This is a genomic window from Planococcus massiliensis (assembly GCF_000821325.1).
Taxonomy (GTDB): domain Bacteria; phylum Bacillota; class Bacilli; order Bacillales_A; family Planococcaceae; genus Planococcus; species Planococcus ruber.
Window position 1 is genome coordinate 1004995 of the sequence record NZ_CCXS01000001.1, and the last position, 18876, is coordinate 1023870.

Consider the following 18876-nt stretch of genomic DNA (forward strand, 5'->3'; position numbering starts at 1 on the left):
CTATCAAAAAGGCGCAGATGTGGAATTCTCCCCATCTGCGCCTTTTTTTATCCGACTTCTTTCGTTGCCGGAGCCCGATAAGCCGGAAAACATGGATTGGGTGGAACCGCTCCAACTGCGGCCGTCAGCCGTTCGTAAACAGTTGGGTTCCAAATTTTGTAGCCGAAATAATAGTCAAACTCCGTATGTTTTCCGAAGCGTTTTTTAAATTGGAACAGTTTGTCGTCCGGGCTTGCCGTTCTGCCGCCGCCAGAATGGATGAGTTTCATGTTCTGTTCTTTTGCCCAGATGGTGAGTGTTTGCATCATGATGTAGACGGGCGACAAGTGAATTGTTTCCTGGAGCGTGCCGGACAGGTGGATATGCACATAATCTCCGTGGACGAAATTCATGATCATTCCAATTACTTCCCCTTTATAGAGGGCTTCAACGAGTAAAATGGAAGGGCCGAGTAGAGCCAGGCATTTCTCGAAATACTCATCCGTAAAAAAGTAGATGTCTTCCGCATGATTTTTTTGCAGAGTCTTATAGTAGAACTCTTTAAACAGTTTTAAACTTTTGGGATGCCGGGTCACGCGGGTCTCAATTCCAGCCTTCAGGGCCCGTTTGATGTTCTCTTTCGCTGATTTTGAAAATTCACTTTGAACCGGATTTTCAAAATCAGCGAGGTTGGTGCCGACCGTTTTTCTTCTCCAAACCACTTCATACATTTCTCCAAAATCTTGTTCATTGGAAAAGACGGGGTGGAAACGGACAAATTCACTAACGATATTGCGGTCTTGGCAGTATTGCTGAAAAGCCTTCTGAAATTCTTTTGCCAGAACGGGACGATCGGCTATATTTTCACAGAACATGAGCGGTCCGCCGTATCCGTATGGGGTTGTGAGATCATAATAGGCAGCGCCGTCCGGTTCAATTTCAATTTTACGTTTAATAAAGAGGTGTTTGACGCTGCCAAGCGAATGGGTGAACTCAAAAGTTTCGCAGACTCCGCCCTCGATTTCTTCATAAAGTTTTCCGTATGCTTCTTCAAAATAGATGTCTGGCAATCCAATCACCCTCGTTTCTCAAAATAATGGATCAGGTTAAGCTGCACAGTTCTATTTAAATCGATTTCTCTTAATTTTTCAATATTGAATTCAGAATTATCTGTATTTGGTATAGGTCTTTATGATATACTCTTTTCAAATATTTTAGAAAATATTTGATTAGATATAGCTTAATTATCCTGAATTAGTTCTAGGAAATAAGGGAGGAATGAACGTGCAAGTGCCGGACATTTATTTTTTGCCCGAATGGGGGAAGTTTTTTGAGACAAAAGAGGCGGGCGGAGAATGGCGTGTATTTGAGACGGAAAATGAAAAAGGGCATGTCTATTATCAATTCATTGTCAGGCCAACGCCGGTCCAGGTAGACGGGGCACGTTATTCCGATATTATTACGCCGTACGGATTTAGCGGACCAATCATTTTGAAATGTGAAGAAGGGCAGCGGCAGCAGCTGGCTGCAGAGTTTCAGGAGCAATTCCAGCGATATTGCGAAGAGGAGCGGATTGTCAGTGAATACATCCGCTTTAATCCGTGGCTGCGGAATCGGCTTGATTTTGAGGATTACTATGAGTTCCGCGACAATGGGCATACGCTCTATATCGATTTGACAGGGGAAGATTATTTTATGGAGCAATTCTCTTCTTCGAGCAGAAGGCAAGTGCGAAAAGCGGTTAAGAACAATGTGTCCATCGAACTGGATTTCACGGGTGAAAGCGCCAGTGAATTTCACCGGCTCTATGATCTGACGGCCCGAAAAAATAACATAGAGGACTATTATCTTTTCAGTTTGGAATCTTTGCATGCCTCGTTCGAGGTGTTCAAAGGCAAGCAATTTTTCATAAACGCGATTCATGAAGGCAGCTACATTTCCTCTTCGCTCATTCTTCACCACGGGGACTATATGCATTACCATCTGGCGGCAAATGACCCTTCCGCCTATCCGCTAGCAGGGAACAGCCTGGTCATTTCAGAAGCATGCCGCTGGGGAGTCGAAAACGGCAAAAAGGAACTCCACCTTGGAGGGGCCGGGTCGGATGAAAACCTTTACCGTTTTAAACGGAACTTTACAAAAGCTCCTCCATTAGAATTGCTTATGGGGAAGAAAATCCGTATGCCGGAAGCCTATGATCAATTATCGGAAGCGAAAAAAGCGCAGGAAGGAATTAAACATCCGGGCTATTTCCCGCTGTATCGCGGGTAGCGGTTGAGACGGGCGCTTATATAAAGAGAGAGAAGAAAAGAGGTTTTGAAAAATGAACGATATCTATTTTAAAAAAGATTATGCGCGGCTCTATGAAAAAATCGAGGGCGGCGCAGCGGAAGAATTTTGCTACGAGGGGCCAGAAGGAACCGTTAAAAATCTATTTATCAAAAGAGAAATTCCGCTTGAAGTCGAAGGCGGTCCGTATTATGACTTGACGACTCCCTACGGGTACGGCGGCCCGATCATTCTCGACTGCAAAAATGGCGATAGAGACGGGCTCGTAAAAGCATACGAAGCGGCTTTTCAGCGGTACTGTAATGAAAACAACGTGGTGTGTGAATTTGTCCGATTTCATCCGCTTTTCAATAATGCAGCGGATTTCAAAGAATGCTACGAGATCCGTTTCAAAAGGAAAACCATCCAGACCTGGTTGAAAGGATGGGATGATTTGATTCTGCATGAATATTCCTCTTCCTGCAGACGAGACATTCGGCAGTCGCTGAGAGCGGGAGTGGAATTCCAAGTTGTTCAAAACCCGGACGATCTTCATGATTTTAAAAAGATTTACTATTCGACGATGAACCGGAATGATGCAGACTCCATTTACTATTTTGACGATGATTACTTTGAAAACTGCATGAAACTGCTGGGTGAATATCTGGTCACAGTGGAAGTGATGTATGAAGGGAAGACGATCGGCATGAGTATCAGCTTTGCTTGCGGCGACGCGATCCATGCCCATCTCACCGGGACGCTGAAAGAATACCACCGGCTAGCGCCAGCCTATGTGCTGCAATACGCACTTGCCTTATGGGGAGAAGAACATGGCTACGAACGGATCCATCATGGTGGAGGGAGAACTGGGGAAAAAGACGACAAACTCTATCAATTTAAAAAGAAATTCAGCAAAAGTGCAGAGCTGGATTATTTTACTGGCCACCGCATCTGGGATCCCGAAGTATACGCGCTTTTATGTGAAAAGGCGGGGGCGGAAAAGAGCGAGGACATCCTGCCTGCTTACCGGCTTGCCGCAAAAACTGAAAAGACAATGAGTTGATGGGAAAGAGAACCGCTGAAATGGTATAATGGAGCCAAAACTGTTGGAAAAAGAGGCTAATCGATTGATGAAAAACATACCAAAAGCAGCTTGGGCGGCTGTCCTGATCTGGATGGCCGCCATTTTTTTCTTGTCCCATCAACCTGGGAGCGAATCAGGGGAACTAAGTTCCGCCATTACGGAAAAAATCATTGCTGCAGCTGAACAGATTTCGCCGGCGCTCGGGGATTCTGTAGAAAAGCTGCATACGATAGTCCGCAAAAGCGCCCATTTTGCGGCTTATCTCCTGCTGGGCATTTTAGCGCTGAATGCGCTGCGAAAAAGCGGTGCAGCTGGATTCCGCAGTTATGCATTTGCGTTTTGCATAGCAGCGGGATATGCCCTAACCGATGAATTTCATCAGTTGTTTATCCCCGGCAGAAGCGGTGAAATGCGGGACGTCGGAATCGACAGTGCAGGAGCAGCTGCTGGCCTCCTGCTGTTTTGGCTCTTCCGAAGATGGTTTTTCCCGAAGCGGGATTCCCGTTCCATAAATTGAATTCCTCTTGAAAAAAATCGTTCCTGTTAAGGGACGATTTTTTACATTAAATATTTTTTCTATTATTTACAGCAGAAACCGTCCAATAACCTAAAGAATTTAAAATTATTAGATAATTTCGTCTATTTAACTTTAATTTAACCTAAGCCATTTAGTATAGGAAGTCATTAGAAATCCTTGGAGCAGGAGGAGGACCACTATGATATTTATAACAGGCGGAGCGGGGTTCATTGGCAGCCATGCGGCAGTTGAATTGCTGGAAGCGGGTCATGAAATTGTTGTGGCGGATACGTTGATCAACAGCCAGAGCGAAGCCATCCGGCGCATTAAAAGTATCACAGGCAAAGACTTTCCTTTCTATCAAGTCAATCTGTTGGATTATAAGAAATTGAACGAAATCTTCACTTTGCATCCCATTTCGGCAGTCATGCATTTTGCGGGGCTGAAATCGGCGGCGGAATCCGAGGCGGATCCGCTCGCTTATTACCGAAATAATTTAGCGGGTACGTTGTACTTATGTGAAATCATGAAGAGGCACGGGGTTAAAAAACTGATTTTCAGCTCCTCGGCGATGGTTTACGATGTCTCAGATGATACGCCGCTCATCGAAGAATCGCCGCTCGCTGCTTCAAATCCGTATGGGCGCAGCAAATCGATGACGGAAGAAGTCCTGAAAGATTTACTCGTCTCGGATCCTGAATGGCGCATCGCGGTGCTTCGTTATTTTAATCCGATTGGAGCGCATGAAAGCGGGTTGCTCGGAGAGGAGCCGAAAGGCAAGCCGAACAATCTGATGCCGTTCATTACGCAAGTGGCTGTAGGAAGGCGGAAAGTGGTGCAAGTATTCGGCGACGATTACGATACCCATGACGGCACCGGAGTCCGTGACTATATCCACGTTACCGATCTGGTGAAAGGGCATGTGAAAGCGCTGGATTATTTAGAGACGCATGAAGGGCTTGAAACCTTCAATTTAGGGACCGGAAAAGGCTATTCCGTATTAGATTTGATCCGCACCTTCTCTTTAGCAACGGGCATTGATGTGCCTTATCAAATTGCTCCCCGACGGAGCGGAGATGCTGCCTGCTATTGGGCAGATCCTTCAAAAGCCCAATCGGTCTTAGATTGGAAAGTGGAAAGAGATTTAATGCAAATGTGCCGCGATTCCTGGAACTGGCAGGCGAAAAATCCCTTTGGCTATAAAGAATCGATGCATCCTGCGGCCTCCTTTTTAGGGCGGGAGTTGGATAAAGCTTTTTAAATCTGAATGGTTGGGAGGGGCAGTGGGTTCACGCTGCCCCTTATTCGAGAGGAATTGCCCATTCCGCCCCAAAATATGCTATGCTTTTCACATATTTTGTAAAAACTAAACGTCTGAAAAATAAGGGGGAATTTGATGTCTATTCTGATTTGTGGAGGCGCCGGCTATATCGGCAGCCATACGGTAAAAGAATTAATCGGCAATTATGAGGTCGTCGTACTCGATAATCTGACTACAGGGTTTCCTGTCCTGCTGGATGAAAAAGCGACCTTCATTCATGGAGATTTAGGCGATGAGGAAACGTTGGACCGAGTCTTCCAAGAGCATAGCATCGAAGCGGTTTTCCATTTCGCAGCCAATAGCCTGGTAGGCGAATCTGTCGCGCAGCCCTTAAAATATTATGAAAACAATGTCGGGTCTACGATTACGCTCTTGAAAAAAATGGTGGAATACGGCGTGGATAAATTCATCTTTTCTTCTACGGCAGCGACGTATGGAATTCCGGACAGCGCAATCATTACAGAAGAAAATCCGGTCCGTCCAATCAATCCATATGGCCGTTCGAAATTGATGGTTGAACGGATTCTTGCAGATACGGCGAAAGCGCATGATTTCAAGTACGTCATTTTGCGGTATTTTAATGCAGCAGGCGCGCATGCTTCTGGAGAAATTGGAGAAAGCCACGATCCTGAAAGCCATTTAATCCCGATTATCTTGCAGCATCTGCTTGGAGAAAGCGAAAAGATTTCGGTTTTCGGCACCGATTATGAGACGCCGGACGGCACCTGCATCCGGGACTATGTCCATGTCACTGATTTAGCAAATGCGCATATTTTAGCCTACGAAGGATTGGTCAAGGGGAAAGTGGAGAATGAGATTTTCAATTTGGGCAATGGTTTCGGCTATTCCGTAAAAGAAGTGATCGGTCTTTGCGAGCAGATTTCCGGCAAAAAAGCAGCAGTTGAATGGACTGAGCGCCGCCCCGGCGATCCTGCCGTATTGGTCGCATCTTCCAAAAAAATTCAGGACATCCTTGGTTGGACCCCGAAATACAATTTAGAAGAAATGATCCAGAGCGCTTGGGCTTGGCACAGCAAAAGCTATAATCGCCAAATTTAATCGAGCCGAAAGAAACTTTTCCATGGATCTGGCAGTCTACCCTTATAAAAGGGCAGGCTGTTTTTTTTACACCCCTTCTTGCTCCTTTCGTATGAAACGATTTTAGTCCTTCTAACTATAAAAAGATAAATTTATTTCAAATATTTTCAGAATTATTAGGTATTTCAGTTAAATTCGTATTATAATGATTTTATTAGCAATAAAACCTATGTCCATTCAGCCATATTTTCTTTATAATGAACCAAATCATTTGTAGAAGCAGTCTTTTGCAATTCACCTAAGCATTGGGAAGTGGAGTGATGGAGATGCAAATTGATCATTTTGTGGTAGCGCCGTCTGGCATTGGAGATGACGCATTAAAGTATAGAAGGCACCGGCTCGTCGAAAAATTGCTGGGGGATCCGGATACGGGGAAAGTCTTCTGGATCTCGCCGATAGAGACAGGCAATAAAGGAGAACTTTTCAGGAAAGAAAAGCGCTGGAGAAGAGTGGACCAGTCAGAAAAACTGGTAGAGCTGAAAATCAATGACTACAAGAATATCATCACTCTACAAAGCGGAATGGCGCTTTCTACTTTCAACAAAATTGTTAAGGAAGTCAGCAGGGCAGAGAAACGGATTCTCTGGTTCACTTATCCGGGTTTCAGCGATTTGGCGGCTGCCGCAAAATGGAATCGCATTGTTTACGATTGCAGTGATTCCTGGGGGAGCACGTGGGTACAGCCGAGGGGCCTGAAACGAGTGAAACCGGCTGTCTTAAAAAAAATGATCCAGCTGTCCGAGAGAAGAGTGGCGAAGAGCAGTGCTGTCCGCTTTGCGAGTTCGCAATTTTTGGGGGATAAAATCGAGCGCATCACAGGCGAACCGGCTGCCATTATTGAAAATGGAGTGGAATACAATGACTTTGCCAATGCCGCCACTGCTGAATTGGCGGAAATTCCTTCGCCGAGATTCGGATTCATAGGCGGCATCAAAAGCAAACTCGACTTTGAGCTTCTCTACGAATTGGCGATTACAGCGCCGTCAGTCCAGCTTGTACTTGTCGGGCCCGCAGCGAAAGAAAAAAATGAATCGCTCGATAAGCTGTTGTCTTTGAGAAATGTCCATAGCCTGGGCGGCGTGAAATACACCAAAGTTCCGGAATATATAAAAGCCATGGACGTCGGGCTGCTTCCTTATAAGAAAATCGAATACAATCAAGCTGTCAGTCCGTTAAAGATGTTCGAATACTTAGCGGCTGGAATTCCGGTAGTCGGCATTGGGGTGCCCACTACTGAAAAGTATCAGCAGGCGGGCGTCTATTCCTATGCAAAGAGCGATTTGGAGTTTATTTCTGAATGCCTCAAAAGCATTAAGCTGAGAAATTCGGATAGTTTGATTCAAGAAAGGCAAAAAACAGCGAAGCAGCAGGACTGGGATGAGAAGCTTTCGTTGATGATCCATCTCGCCAAAGATCCTTTATATGAGGAGAATGCTAACCTCTTAAATAATCTGAATTATTAGATTTAATTTTGAAAATGAAGATTTAGGGATTCTATTGGCCTATATAAACTAAAAAAGAAATTTAGGAGCAAAGGGGACAGCGGTATGATTGAAGAAATAAACTTGCGCACGGTATATGGAATTATTAAAAAGAGGATTTTGATGATTATCAGCCTGGTCATTTTAGCTGCAGTATTGGCAGGGGCAGCGACCATTTATCTTGTGACGCCCATCTATCAGACTTCGACCCAGATTCTCATCAATTCCGAGCAAAGCGAAACGATGCCTATTACCAATACAGACATCCAAACAAATCTTCAGTTGATCAATACGTACAGCGTCATCATTAAAACGCCTTTTATATTGGACCAGGTCATCGAACGCTTGGGATTAACGGTGACAGCGGAAGAATTGACAAATAAAATAACCGTGAATTCCGCATCCGAGTCTCAAGTCATCGACATCTCAGTGAGAGATGCGAATGCGGCCGAAGGCGTCAGAATCGCAAATATGATTGCGACGGTTTTCCAGGCGGAAATCGAAGAATTGATGAATGTAGACAATGTCAATATTCTTTCAACTGCTACACTGAGTGAAAATCCGGAACCGGTTGAGCCTAATCTGGTGATGAATATTGCAGCAGCCGCTGCAGGCGGGCTTGTCCTCGGCATCGGCATCGCTTTCTTATTGGCCTTTTTAGACACTACGGTGAAAAGCGAGGAAGATGTGGAGGAATTGCTCGGACTGCCGATACTTGGCGTCGTATCTCCGATGAATGACAGCCATAAAGTCCGAAAGATTGAACAAATATCTCTTAAGGAAAAGGAGGCGTTTAGAGCATGAGCAAATCGAAAAAGAAAATAGATCGGACTGGCAGAAAGCTTGTAGCGTATACGATGCCGAAAAGCTTCGTTTCAGAACAATTCCGGAATGTCCGGACGAATATTCATTTTTCAACGCCGGACAAAGAAATCCGGTCGCTTGCGATTACTTCCGCAGCTCCGGGAGAAGGCAAGTCCACCGCTGCCGCCAACTTGGCCGTCGTTTTTGCACAGGAAGGCAAGAAAGTTCTCTTGATCGACGGCGACATGCGAAAACCCACGATGCATCATACGTTTGAAATCCGCAATACCGTCGGACTCTCAAGCGTATTGACTCGCCGCTTGCCGGTGGAGGCAGCGATTAAAAAAGGGCCGATCAGCGGCTTGCATTTACTGACATGCGGACCGATTCCTCCTAATCCGGCTGAGCTGCTGGCTTCAGAAACGATGGCTCAGCTGATTCAGCATTTAGGGAAATCCTACGATTTGGTCATCTTTGATTCGCCCCCGATTTTATCCGTAGCGGATGGGAAATTGATTGCGGACCATTGTGAAGGCACGGTTTTGATCATCAATTCGGGCACCACTGAAAAACGCGGCGCGCTGAAAGCGAAGGAAATGATTGAAATGACAAGCAGCAAACTTCTGGGAATCGTCCTTAATAATTTTACTTCAACGAAAGAAACTTATTATTATCAATATTAAAAGCACCAGGAAGCCGCAGCTGGAAGGAAATCCACCTCCTTTGGCAAACGGCTTTTCTATTGCCTTTAACTATTAGAAAATTCAAATAATATATTTTAAATTATGCATTTCTCTGATAATATTAAATACATGATATTTACTAAGAGGGGTGTGGGAATTCTCCTAAAACAAAATGGCAACTGTTCTAAAGAACATCAATTTTCAAAGCCGAAGGAGGATCCAATTGGAGAATGCAAAATGGTTGAGGTGGATGGTCGTTTTTTTGGGAATTATGGGGGTTAGTTATTTGCTATATATGAACTTGAATAATTCGGAAGGTACGGAGGAACCGGAGGATGAAAAGGCGGTGGCGGATAAGAACGGTTTAGTAGGAGACGGTATAGCGGACGATACCGCGGCGCTGCAAGCAGCCATTGATGCTGTGCCGCCGGGCGGGACGCTGAAATTGCCTGCTGGCACCTATAAAGTGAGCCGGAATCCAGCTTTAAAGGCTGTCACGGGATACGGGGAAAGCCACTTTGCGCTTGAAATCACCCAGCCTCTCACAATTGAAATGGATGAAGTGACAATCCAAACGGAAACGGACGGGCGGTACGGAATCTTTTGGATCCATGATACGGCGGATGTCCATTTGAAGGGGGGCTCGCTCATAGGGGATAAATTTCCGCATGATGCCGAATTGACTTCGAATATCGCGGTGCTCTTGCATGAAACACAAAACAGTACGATTGAAAATACGTACACGAAAAACCACTCGCAAGGAATCCATTTGCATGATGCGGACAATAATTTAATCCGAAACGTCACTTCGGAATACAACTATGGCTCCGGCATTATTAATTTCTCATCCAACAATAACATCATTGATTCCTGCACGGTAAGGAATTCAAGCGATGGGCATCTTTCCTTATATGGAGTCGGTGAAAACAATACAGTAGTCAATTGCGTAGTCACGGAAGACCGGCCGGACCACACAATCGAACAAGGGATTACCGTCGAAAGCGAAAAAAACAGCCGCATTGAAAACAATACCGTCAACGGGTTTTATTATGGCATTGATATCAAAAATGGCGCTGAATCGAATATCATCACTTCCAATAATGTTTTTGACAACGAATACAATATCGCAATCCGCCCGGGAGATGGCGGCGAAAATCTTTTGACGCCAAGCCATGACATTGTCATCACCAATAATTTTGCGACCAACCCGCGAGGCGACTCGCATTTCGGAATTTTCGTCGATATCGGAGAAGGGCATGTCATTACAGGCAATACCGTAAACAAAGGGAATTTGATCATCACAGATTCAGACATGTTTGCGAAATATGAAAAGCAAAATTTTTATGTGGATTGACTTTAATGAAAAGTAGGCAAAGAGATGAAGGGGTGTTGGTGTGAAGGAAATCGGGGGATATTTTGAGCTTGAGAATTTAGTGCGGCATGAATTTTATCCGAATTTATTGGCTTTGAACAGTGCGCGGAATGCTTTGTTATATGTCATGAAAGCGAGAAAGATCAAAAAAATATACATTCCTTATTATTTATGCGATTGCATACGGGATACGCTGCAAAATCACCAATACGATTTCGGCTATTACCACATCGACCAGGATTTTATGCCGAAAATCGATCATCAGCTGGACAACGGGGCTTACCTTTACATTGTCAATCATTATGGCCAGCATTCAAATGGCACAATCAAAAAATTTGAATCGCTGTACGGCCCTCTTATTGTCGACAATACCCATGCTTTTTTTCAGCCGCCGCTCCCGGGAATCGATACCATTTACTCCTGCCGAAAGTTTTTTGGTGTGCCGGATGGCGCTTACCTTTCGACGGATGCGGTTTTGGATGAAGAACTGGCTATGGACGCTTCAAAAGACCGGTATCCATACATGTTAGGGCGATTTGAAGGGAAAGCTTCGGATTATTACAAGGAATACCATGAAGTCAACGAATTATTTGATCTGGAGCCGTTGAAGCATATGTCGAAACTGACGCAGAATATCATGGGCGCTGTCGATTATGAAAAAGCGAGAGAAGCGCGCAGCCGCAATTTCAGTTATTTGGCAAATGAATTTCAGGAGTGGAATCCTTTAAATATCTCTTCTCCAGACGGTGCATTTGCCTACCCGTTCTATTGCGAAAACGGACCTGAAATTAGAAAGCTATTAGCAGGGCAAAAAATTTACATTCCGACGCTATGGCCGAATGTTTTGGCGGATACGGAGGAAACGTCTGTCGAGAACCGCTACACAGCCAATATCCTGCCGCTTCCATGCGACCAACGCTACAGCTTGGAAGATATGGAATACATGGCGGGTCTATTAAAGAAAGAGCTGAATAATTCAATCGCCGTCGAACGATAAAAGTGAAAAGCTGCCGTCCCTTATTATAGGGCTGGCAGCTTTTTAACTTTATTAAATTGATTAAACAGTGGAAATGGTTCCGGCAGGGCTACGGTAAGCGGGAAAAAAATCACTTTCCATCGAACCATTTTCATCACATAGGCGGCTATAGATTTTTTCGTTCCAGATCCTCGTGCCGGTATAGTATTCAAATTGCGTATTCTGCCCGAACTTTTTCTTAAAGAGGTAGAGGCTATCATCCGGATCGCTCGTTTTGCCGCCTCCAGAATGGATCAATTCGGCGTCGTTCGATTTGCCCCATTCTGCAATGGCATAGGTCAGGACGTATACGGGAGCGAGATGATGGAATTCTTCTATCGTGGCCGAGAGGTGGGTGTGGATCCACTTATTGAAATGGAAATGAAGTTCCATGCCGATCACTTTTCCTTCGTACATGGCTTCGGCCAGGATGATTTGATCGCCGAAATATTCCAGGCATTTGGCAAAATACTTATCATCAAAAAAATAGATGTCGTGGGCACCGATTCTTTTCATGGTTTCCACGTACATAGTTCGGAATGGAGCCAGGCTATCGGGATTTTTTGTAATTCGATAGGTGACGCCGGCTTTCAGCGCTTTGCGTATTGTTTTTCTGGTGGATTTCGAAAATTCATGTTGGATCGGGTCTTGATAAGGGGCTAATGCCGTGCCGGTAGTGAAACTTTTGAAAGCAAGTTCATAGCAGGCTGAAAAATCCCGGGCATTGGAGAATAGAGGATGGAACCGTACGAACTCGCTGACGATTTGCTGCTCTTCGCAGTAGGAGGAAAATGCTGCTTCAAACTCTTTGGCAAGTAAATTTCTTTTTCCTTCTTGGCATGATGTGATCAGCGGTCCTCCGTAGCCGTACGGGGAAGAAATATCAAAGTATTGGCTGCCGTTTAGCAGAAGGGGAATTTCTTTCTTGATGAACAGATGCCTGACTGAACCAGTGGAACTCTTAAAATCAAATACTTCACATGTGCCGTTTTCAATCTGTTCATACAAGAGCCCGTAATTTTTCTTATAGTATATATCCACGAATGCATACACCTCAATCCATTTATTTTATCTTTATTGTTTTCAAAGAAAACGAATCGAATGACACTAAAAACCTCCTAAAAATTCCTGAATCAGGAAATCTTAAAATTTATTATAGCAAGAGGGAAAGGAAAAGTGAATAATAAAACAGATTATTCAGAAAAATAAAGAGGAAGTAAGAGATTCCTCCGTAGGATAAACAAATTAGACATACAGGAAGAAAAGGGTTTTAGTTTTCTAAATAAATAAAATAATCTAAATAATCTGTTACTTATGGTGCATTCTATGATAGAATGAAAATTAAATAGAATCACTTAAGTAGAAAGTATTAGTATTATTCCGAACAAAAAGGATTATTTTAACAAAGCCGTTACTAATGGCTCTTAATAGCTGCAGTGGATTTTAGATGAAAGGAAGAATGATAAAAGCATTTATCAAATTGCCAGAAAGAAAATGGCCTGATAGAAGCGATCTCTTACTAGAAAGAATTTAATTGAAGAGGAGCCATATAAGGATGGAAAAAGAGATAATGGTGAGCATTACCTGTGAAGCCTATAACCATGAAAAATATATAGCAGATGCACTTGAAAGTTTTCTCATGCAAAAAACGAATTTTCCGTTTGAAATCCTTGTTCATGATGACGCTTCAACTGATCGAACGGCAGAAATCATTAAAGAGTATGAGAGGAAATATCCGGACATTATAAAGCCGATCTACCAAACAGAGAATCAATATTCAAAAGGCGTCAATGTTGAACTGATCAATACGAGCCGGGCCAAAGGAAAATATTCAGCCACTTGTGAAGGCGACGATTACTGGACGGATCCGTTCAAGCTCCAGAAGCAAGTGGATTATATGGAAGCCCACCCGGAGTGCAGCATGTGTGTGCACGCGGCCTACAAAGTATCATCGAGCCGGAAAAAGGCAGTAGCGAAGGTGCGGCCGAGCACGGAAAGCAGAATTTTTACCGTAGAAGAATTGATTGAAGGCGGAGGCGACTTTGTTGCGACCAATTCAATCATGATTGCCCGTGAAAAGGTAGGGGAAATGCCGCAGTTCTACTTGAATGCCGTAGTGGGCGACTACCCTCTAGTGATTTACGCGGCCCTTAAAGGCAATGTCTATTATATAGACGAAATCATGTCCGCCTACCGCATCGGTGTAAATGGCTCTTGGACAGATAGGGAGCTCGGCACGTTGAGCAAAAAAACACAGCATGTCTATGATATTGCATCGATGCTGGACGAAATCAATGCCTACACCCATTTTCAATACGATGCGGTGATCAACCGGACAAAGAGGAAAAACTATCTTTGCCTGTTGATTGAAATGGGTGAAAAAGAAGAAGTGAAAAAACCGGAATACAGCGAGCTTTACAAGGAATTAGGGTTGAAAAGAATAACTGCCTTGAAAGTGAAGCATTCATTTCCGCGGATTGCCCGTGTGTTAAAGGCTGTGAAATGGAAGCTGATTACGTAAATAAGAGGGACACCACTTTATTTTGATTGGAGCCAGCTTATGGAAAAGCAAAATTCCTTAAAGAAAAAGACAATAAGCGGTTTGCTTTGGAGCTTTGGTGACTTGGTTGGAAACCAAGGGGGACAGTTTATCATCCAAATTGTATTGGCCCGGATGCTGCTGCCGGAAGACTTTGGGCTGATTGGCATGATTTTGATTTTTGTGGCCATCTCCAATTCCATCACCGACAGCGGATTTACCCAGGCACTGATCCGGGAGCAGAAAGTGACGCAAACGGATTATTCCACGGTCTTCTACTTCAATATCGCCGTTTCGCTGTTTATCTATGCCGTCCTGTATTTGGCAGCGCCAGCCATCAGCTCTTTTTATAGCCAGCCTGAGTTGACTATGCTGATCCGGGTGCTTTCGATTGGGGTCATCATCAATTCTTTTGCCATCATCCCAAGGGCGATGTTCACGAAAGAAGTGAATTTCAAAGTCCAGGCAAAAGTGAATTTAACTGCGAGTGTCGCATCGGGAGTCCTGGCGGTAGGAGCGGCTTTTGCCGGGCTGGGCGTTTGGAGCTTGGTCATCCGGCAATTGACGATGAATGCAGTGCAATCGCTTTTTTTGTCTCTGTCAAGAAAATGGCTGCCTTCCCTTGCATTTAGCTGGAAGTCATTTAAGCGATTATTCGGATTCGGGTGGAAATTATTGGTTTCAGGATTAATCGATACGATTTACAACAATATTTTCTTCTTGATCATCGGGAAACAATATTCCGCCAGAAGCCTTGGATTTTACACGAACGCTTCCAAATTCAGTGATGTCGCTGCCCAGACTTTGACAGCCACCTTGCAGCGAGTGACGTATCCGGTCCTCAGCAGCCTGCAAGAGGATGAGAATCGGATCAAGCAAGCATTCCGTAAAATCATAAAATTATCCGGTTTTATTATTTTCCCGATCATGGCAGGAATTGCTGCCATAGCCGGGCCGCTCATCCATTTGGTGCTGGGAGAGCAATGGGCAGGGATGGTGATCTATTTTCAGCTGCTGTGCATTGCTGGAATGCTTTATCCCATCCACGCCTTGAATTTAAATATCCTTCAAGTACGCGGTCGCTCAGATTTGTTTCTGTACTTGGAAATAGCCAAAATGGTGGTCTTGTCGCTTCTCATCTTTTTAGCGATTTGGTTCAAACTTGGCATTATGGGGCTTGTCGGGGTCATCGTCCTCGATTCGTATGTGGCTCTGTATTTCAATACTTACTTTTCTGCCCGTGAAATTTCCTATTCCATAAAAGAGCAGATAAAAGACTTGCTGCCGATGTATCTCGTTTCCCTTGCAATGGGATTCGCTGTTTACATGGCCGGCGAATACCTATTTGAAAGCGATTTATGGAAACTGCTGTTCCAAATCAGTTTGGGCATTGCCTTATACATCGCAATCAGCAAGCTTTTAAGAATCCAGGAATTAACGATTATTTTCGATCTGCTAAAGCCGATGCTAAAGAAAATCAGCTTTGCCAAATCAAGCGATATAAAAAAAGTGTGATCGTGGGGGATGAAGAATATGGCAAATCCGTTTGAAAAACCGATCTATATCACCAGTCCATTGCTTCCGAATGCAGAAGATGCAGCGAATAAAATCAGTGAAATTTGGGAAAGCGGCCAAATAACGAATAACGGGAAACAGCACAAAGAATTGACCGAACAGTTGGAAGCCTATTTGCAAGCCCCGCATCTTTCGTTGTTCAACAACGGGACATTGGCGCTATTGCTTGGCTTAAAGGCGCTTGGCCTCACAGGGGAAGTTATTACGACGCCTTTTACTTTTCCGGCTACCGTCCAAGCGTTGGATTGGAACGGCCTGACACCTGTTTTTTGCGATATTGACCCGATTACTTTGAATATCGATGCGTCAAAAATCGAAGCATTAATTACAGAAAGGACCAGCGCTATTCTAGCGGTTCACGTTTTCGGAAATCCGTGCGATGTAGAACAGATTGGAAAGATTGCCGAAAAATATAAGCTGAAAGTTATCTACGACGGAGCGCATGTGTTTGGTGCAAAACTAAACGGCCGGCCAATCAGCGACTTTGGTGACATGACGATGTTCAGTTTCCATGCGACCAAATTATTCAATACGATCGAAGGCGGCGCTCTATCAGTCAAAAGTGAAGACGTGCTGAAGAAGCTCAATCTTTTGAAAAACTTTGGAATCTTAAATCCCGAAGAAGTGGTGCTTTCAGGACTGAACGCCAAAATGAACGAAGTCCAGGCGGGAATCGGCATCGAAGTCCTCAAACTTGTAGAAGAAGAACGCTCGAAAAGGCATCAATTGATGAAGCTTTACGAGCACAACTTGGCGGAAATTCCAGGCATCCGTCCGATTACGGTTCTCGAAGGGGAAGAGAGCAGCTATCAGTATTTTGTCATCGAAGTGGATGAACAGGAATTCGGCTTTTCGAGGGACTGGCTGCACCGGGAATTGGAGAAATACAATGTCTATACCCGCAAATACTTTTATCCGCTATGCAGTGATTTTGAATGGTATCGGCAGCTTGAATCTGCCAAACCGGAAAATTTGCCGAAGGCCCAAAAAGCAGTGAAGGAAGTTTTATCTATGCCGTATTACGGCAAATTGCCGCTTGAAGCCGTCAATCAAATTTGCCAGTTGATCAAAGAGCTTCAGCAAAGCTCAAAGGCTTTGACTCGAATCTAAGAAAAGAGGGATTGGTTATGAAAGGGATCATTTTAGCCGGAGGATCCGGGACGCGCCTTTATCCATTGACAAAATCCATTTCGAAACAGATGCTGCCGGTTTATGACAAGCCGATGATTTACTATCCGCTTTCGGTATTGATGCTTGCGGGCATTAAAGAAATTTTGATCATTTCAACTCCACGGGACGTTGCCGGATTTTTAAGCCTTCTGGGCAATGGGCAAAAACTTGGCATCAAATTGGAATATGCCATTCAGGAAGAGCCAAAAGGATTAGCAGAAGCTTTTACCATTGGGGAAAGTTTTATCGGGGACTCGCCAGTGGCCCTGGTTCTCGGGGATAACATCTTTTACGGCTCGGATTTTGGGAGCCGCTTAATCGAGTCATCTGAACTGGAGCAGGGCTGCATTATTTTTGGCTGCCATGTTGCTGATCCGCGAGCGTACGGCGTAGTGGAAGTTGGAGATGACAACCGAGTCCTTTCAATTGAAGAAAAGCCGAAAGAACCAAAATCTTCTTTTGCAGTTCCAGGTTTGTATTTTTTTGATAACCAGGTGATTGAAATCGCCAAAAGCATAGAGCCTTCCGAGCGGGGGGAGCTGGAAATCACTTCGATTATCGATGTCTATCTGCAAAGAGGTGAATTGACCGTCAACCTTATGGGACGCGGGCTCGCCTGGTTGGATACCGGAACCCATGAAGCCTTGCTGCAGGCGGCCAATTTTGTCGAAGCCATCCAAAAAAGACAGGGATTATACGTATCTTGCATCGAAGAGATTGCCTACCGCCGGGGCTATATTTCCCGCGCGCAATTAGTGGAGTTGGCAGAGCCATTGATCAAAACCGATTACGGAAAATATCTGCTTGATATTGCAGCAGAAAAATCCTTTCAATTAAACAATTGAGAATAGAGGTCTTGCTGATGAAAAAAGTGTTGGTTACGGGTGGAGCCGGGTTTATCGGCGGTAATTTCGTTCAATATATGGTCAAAAAGTATCCGGAGTACCATATTTTTAATTTGGATGCTCTAACTTATGCCGGAGATTTAACGAAACACCGGGAAATTGAAAAGAGGAGCAATTATACGTTCGTTCATACAGACATTACGAAAAGTTTGGAAATCCATAAGCTTTTTGAAAAGGAACAGTTTGATTATGTGGTCCATTTTGCTGCGGAAAGCCATGTTGACCGGTCGATCCGGGAGCCGGAAGTGTTTATCACGACCAATATACTTGGCACGCAAATTCTGCTGGAAGCGGCAAAACGCATTGAGGTCCAAAAGTTTGTCCATATTTCTACTGACGAAGTTTACGGAGAGTTGGATTTTGACCCTTCTACGTTTTTTACAGAAGAGACGCCGCTCCAGCCGAATAGCCCGTATAGTGCAAGCAAAGCATCTTCGGATTTACTGGTCCGTTCGTATTTTGAGACTTTCGGCTTGCCGGTCAATATTACACGCTGTTCCAATAACTACGGCCCTTATCATTTTCCGGAAAAATTGATTCCCTTGGCCATTTCCCATGTTTTGAAAGACCAGCCGGTGCCGGTTTACGGAGATGGCAAAAATATTCGGGATTGGCTGCATGTGGCGGATCATTGTTCCGCAATTGATCTGGTTCTGCATAAAGGGGAACTTGGAGAAGTCTATAATATCGGAGGCCATAATGAACAATCCAATTTAGACGTGGTGCGGACGATTCTCAACGCGTTAGGAAAAACCGAAGAATTAATCCAATACGTACCCGACCGCCTTGGCCACGATCGCCGCTATGCCATCGATCCTTCCAAATTAGAAAAGCTGGGCTGGAAGCCGATGTATCGTTTCGACAGCGGCATACAGCAAACCGTTCAATGGTATTTGGAGAACCGGGATTGGTGGGAACATATCCTAAAACGGCAGCGCCAGCCTAAACCGGATTTGGAGCCCATCAGCAAATAAGGAAAAAAGAAAGCCATATCGTTTCAAGGGGCGTCATCCTTTAGAAGACAATTGGATGGGGCTCTTCTGTTTTGATTTATACAGCGGTTTA

The 18876-nt window shown here is 44.4% G+C and carries 17 protein-coding genes; 15 read left to right on the forward strand and 2 right to left on the reverse strand.

Going from position 1 to position 18876, the window contains the following annotated elements; all coding sequences use genetic code 11:
* Nucleotides 1-47: 47 nt before the first annotated feature.
* The gene (locus tag BN1080_RS04895; RefSeq protein WP_052654401.1) at nucleotides 48-1049 is read right to left on the reverse strand and encodes a GNAT family N-acetyltransferase; all 1002 of its coding nucleotides are present in this window, start codon (nucleotides 1047-1049) and stop codon (nucleotides 48-50) included.
* A gap of 208 nt (nucleotides 1050-1257) precedes the next feature.
* On the opposite strand from BN1080_RS04895, the gene BN1080_RS04900 reads away from it, so the two are divergent.
* The 10 genes from BN1080_RS04900 (at nucleotide 1258) to BN1080_RS04945 (ending at nucleotide 11604) form a co-directional block, all read left to right on the forward strand.
* Nucleotides 1258-2250 (forward strand): GNAT family N-acetyltransferase, encoded by a 993-nt coding sequence (locus BN1080_RS04900; RefSeq protein ID WP_110925576.1) that lies wholly within the window; start codon nucleotides 1258-1260, stop codon nucleotides 2248-2250.
* 52 nt (nucleotides 2251-2302) lie between these two features.
* The gene (locus tag BN1080_RS04905) at nucleotides 2303-3310 is read left to right on the forward strand and encodes a GNAT family N-acetyltransferase (protein ID WP_052650823.1); all 1008 of its coding nucleotides are present in this window, start codon (nucleotides 2303-2305) and stop codon (nucleotides 3308-3310) included.
* 67 nt (nucleotides 3311-3377) lie between these two features.
* Nucleotides 3378-3848 (forward strand): VanZ family protein, encoded by a 471-nt coding sequence (locus BN1080_RS04910; RefSeq protein ID WP_052650824.1) that lies wholly within the window; start codon nucleotides 3378-3380, stop codon nucleotides 3846-3848.
* A gap of 199 nt (nucleotides 3849-4047) precedes the next feature.
* A complete protein-coding gene (galE, locus tag BN1080_RS04915) occupies nucleotides 4048-5109 on the forward strand; it encodes a UDP-glucose 4-epimerase GalE (RefSeq protein ID WP_052650825.1) in 1062 nt (353 codons plus the stop codon).
* 135 nt (nucleotides 5110-5244) lie between these two features.
* Nucleotides 5245-6228, forward strand: a complete 984-nt coding sequence (gene galE, locus BN1080_RS04920) for a UDP-glucose 4-epimerase GalE (protein WP_052650826.1) — start codon at nucleotides 5245-5247, stop codon at nucleotides 6226-6228.
* Nucleotides 6229-6527: 299 nt separating this feature from the next.
* Nucleotides 6528-7730: a glycosyltransferase gene (locus BN1080_RS04925; RefSeq protein ID WP_052650827.1), complete on the forward strand. Its 1203-nt coding sequence runs from the start codon at nucleotides 6528-6530 to the stop codon at nucleotides 7728-7730.
* Between the two features lie 84 nt (nucleotides 7731-7814).
* Nucleotides 7815-8552, forward strand: a complete 738-nt coding sequence (locus BN1080_RS04930; RefSeq protein WP_052650828.1) for a YveK family protein — start codon at nucleotides 7815-7817, stop codon at nucleotides 8550-8552.
* Nucleotides 8549-9235, forward strand: a complete 687-nt coding sequence (locus BN1080_RS04935) for a CpsD/CapB family tyrosine-protein kinase (protein ID WP_052650829.1) — start codon at nucleotides 8549-8551, stop codon at nucleotides 9233-9235. The genes BN1080_RS04930 and BN1080_RS04935 overlap by 4 nt, the downstream gene beginning before the upstream one ends.
* A 223-nt stretch (nucleotides 9236-9458) precedes the next feature.
* Nucleotides 9459-10589 carry a right-handed parallel beta-helix repeat-containing protein gene (locus tag BN1080_RS04940; RefSeq protein ID WP_234398933.1) on the forward strand — a complete coding sequence of 377 codons (1131 nt, stop codon included), beginning with the start codon at nucleotides 9459-9461 and terminating at the stop codon, nucleotides 10587-10589.
* A 40-nt stretch (nucleotides 10590-10629) separates the two neighbouring features.
* Entirely contained in the window at nucleotides 10630-11604 is a 975-nt protein-coding gene (locus BN1080_RS04945) for a hypothetical protein (RefSeq protein WP_052650831.1), read from the forward strand.
* A 60-nt stretch (nucleotides 11605-11664) separates the two neighbouring features.
* On the opposite strand, the gene BN1080_RS04950 is transcribed toward BN1080_RS04945, so the two are convergent.
* A complete protein-coding gene (locus tag BN1080_RS04950; RefSeq protein WP_052650832.1) occupies nucleotides 11665-12663 on the reverse strand; it encodes a GNAT family N-acetyltransferase in 999 nt (332 codons plus the stop codon).
* Nucleotides 12664-13177: 514 nt separating this feature from the next.
* On the opposite strand from BN1080_RS04950, the gene BN1080_RS04955 reads away from it, so the two are divergent.
* Genes BN1080_RS04955 through rfbB form a run of 5 tightly spaced genes read left to right on the forward strand, consistent with a single transcriptional unit; the run spans nucleotide 13178 to nucleotide 18785 of the window.
* A complete protein-coding gene (locus tag BN1080_RS04955) occupies nucleotides 13178-14143 on the forward strand; it encodes a glycosyltransferase family 2 protein (protein ID WP_052650833.1) in 966 nt (321 codons plus the stop codon).
* Nucleotides 14144-14182: 39 nt separating this feature from the next.
* Entirely contained in the window at nucleotides 14183-15676 is a 1494-nt protein-coding gene (locus BN1080_RS04960) for a lipopolysaccharide biosynthesis protein (protein ID WP_052650834.1), read from the forward strand.
* A gap of 18 nt (nucleotides 15677-15694) precedes the next feature.
* Entirely contained in the window at nucleotides 15695-16846 is a 1152-nt protein-coding gene (locus BN1080_RS04965) for a DegT/DnrJ/EryC1/StrS family aminotransferase (RefSeq protein WP_052650835.1), read from the forward strand.
* A gap of 17 nt (nucleotides 16847-16863) precedes the next feature.
* A complete protein-coding gene (gene rfbA, locus BN1080_RS04970) occupies nucleotides 16864-17751 on the forward strand; it encodes a glucose-1-phosphate thymidylyltransferase RfbA (RefSeq protein WP_052650836.1) in 888 nt (295 codons plus the stop codon).
* A gap of 17 nt (nucleotides 17752-17768) precedes the next feature.
* Nucleotides 17769-18785, forward strand: coding sequence for a dTDP-glucose 4,6-dehydratase (rfbB, locus tag BN1080_RS04975; protein WP_052650837.1), 1017 nt, complete (start codon nucleotides 17769-17771; stop codon nucleotides 18783-18785).
* Nucleotides 18786-18876: the final 91 nt, after the last annotated feature.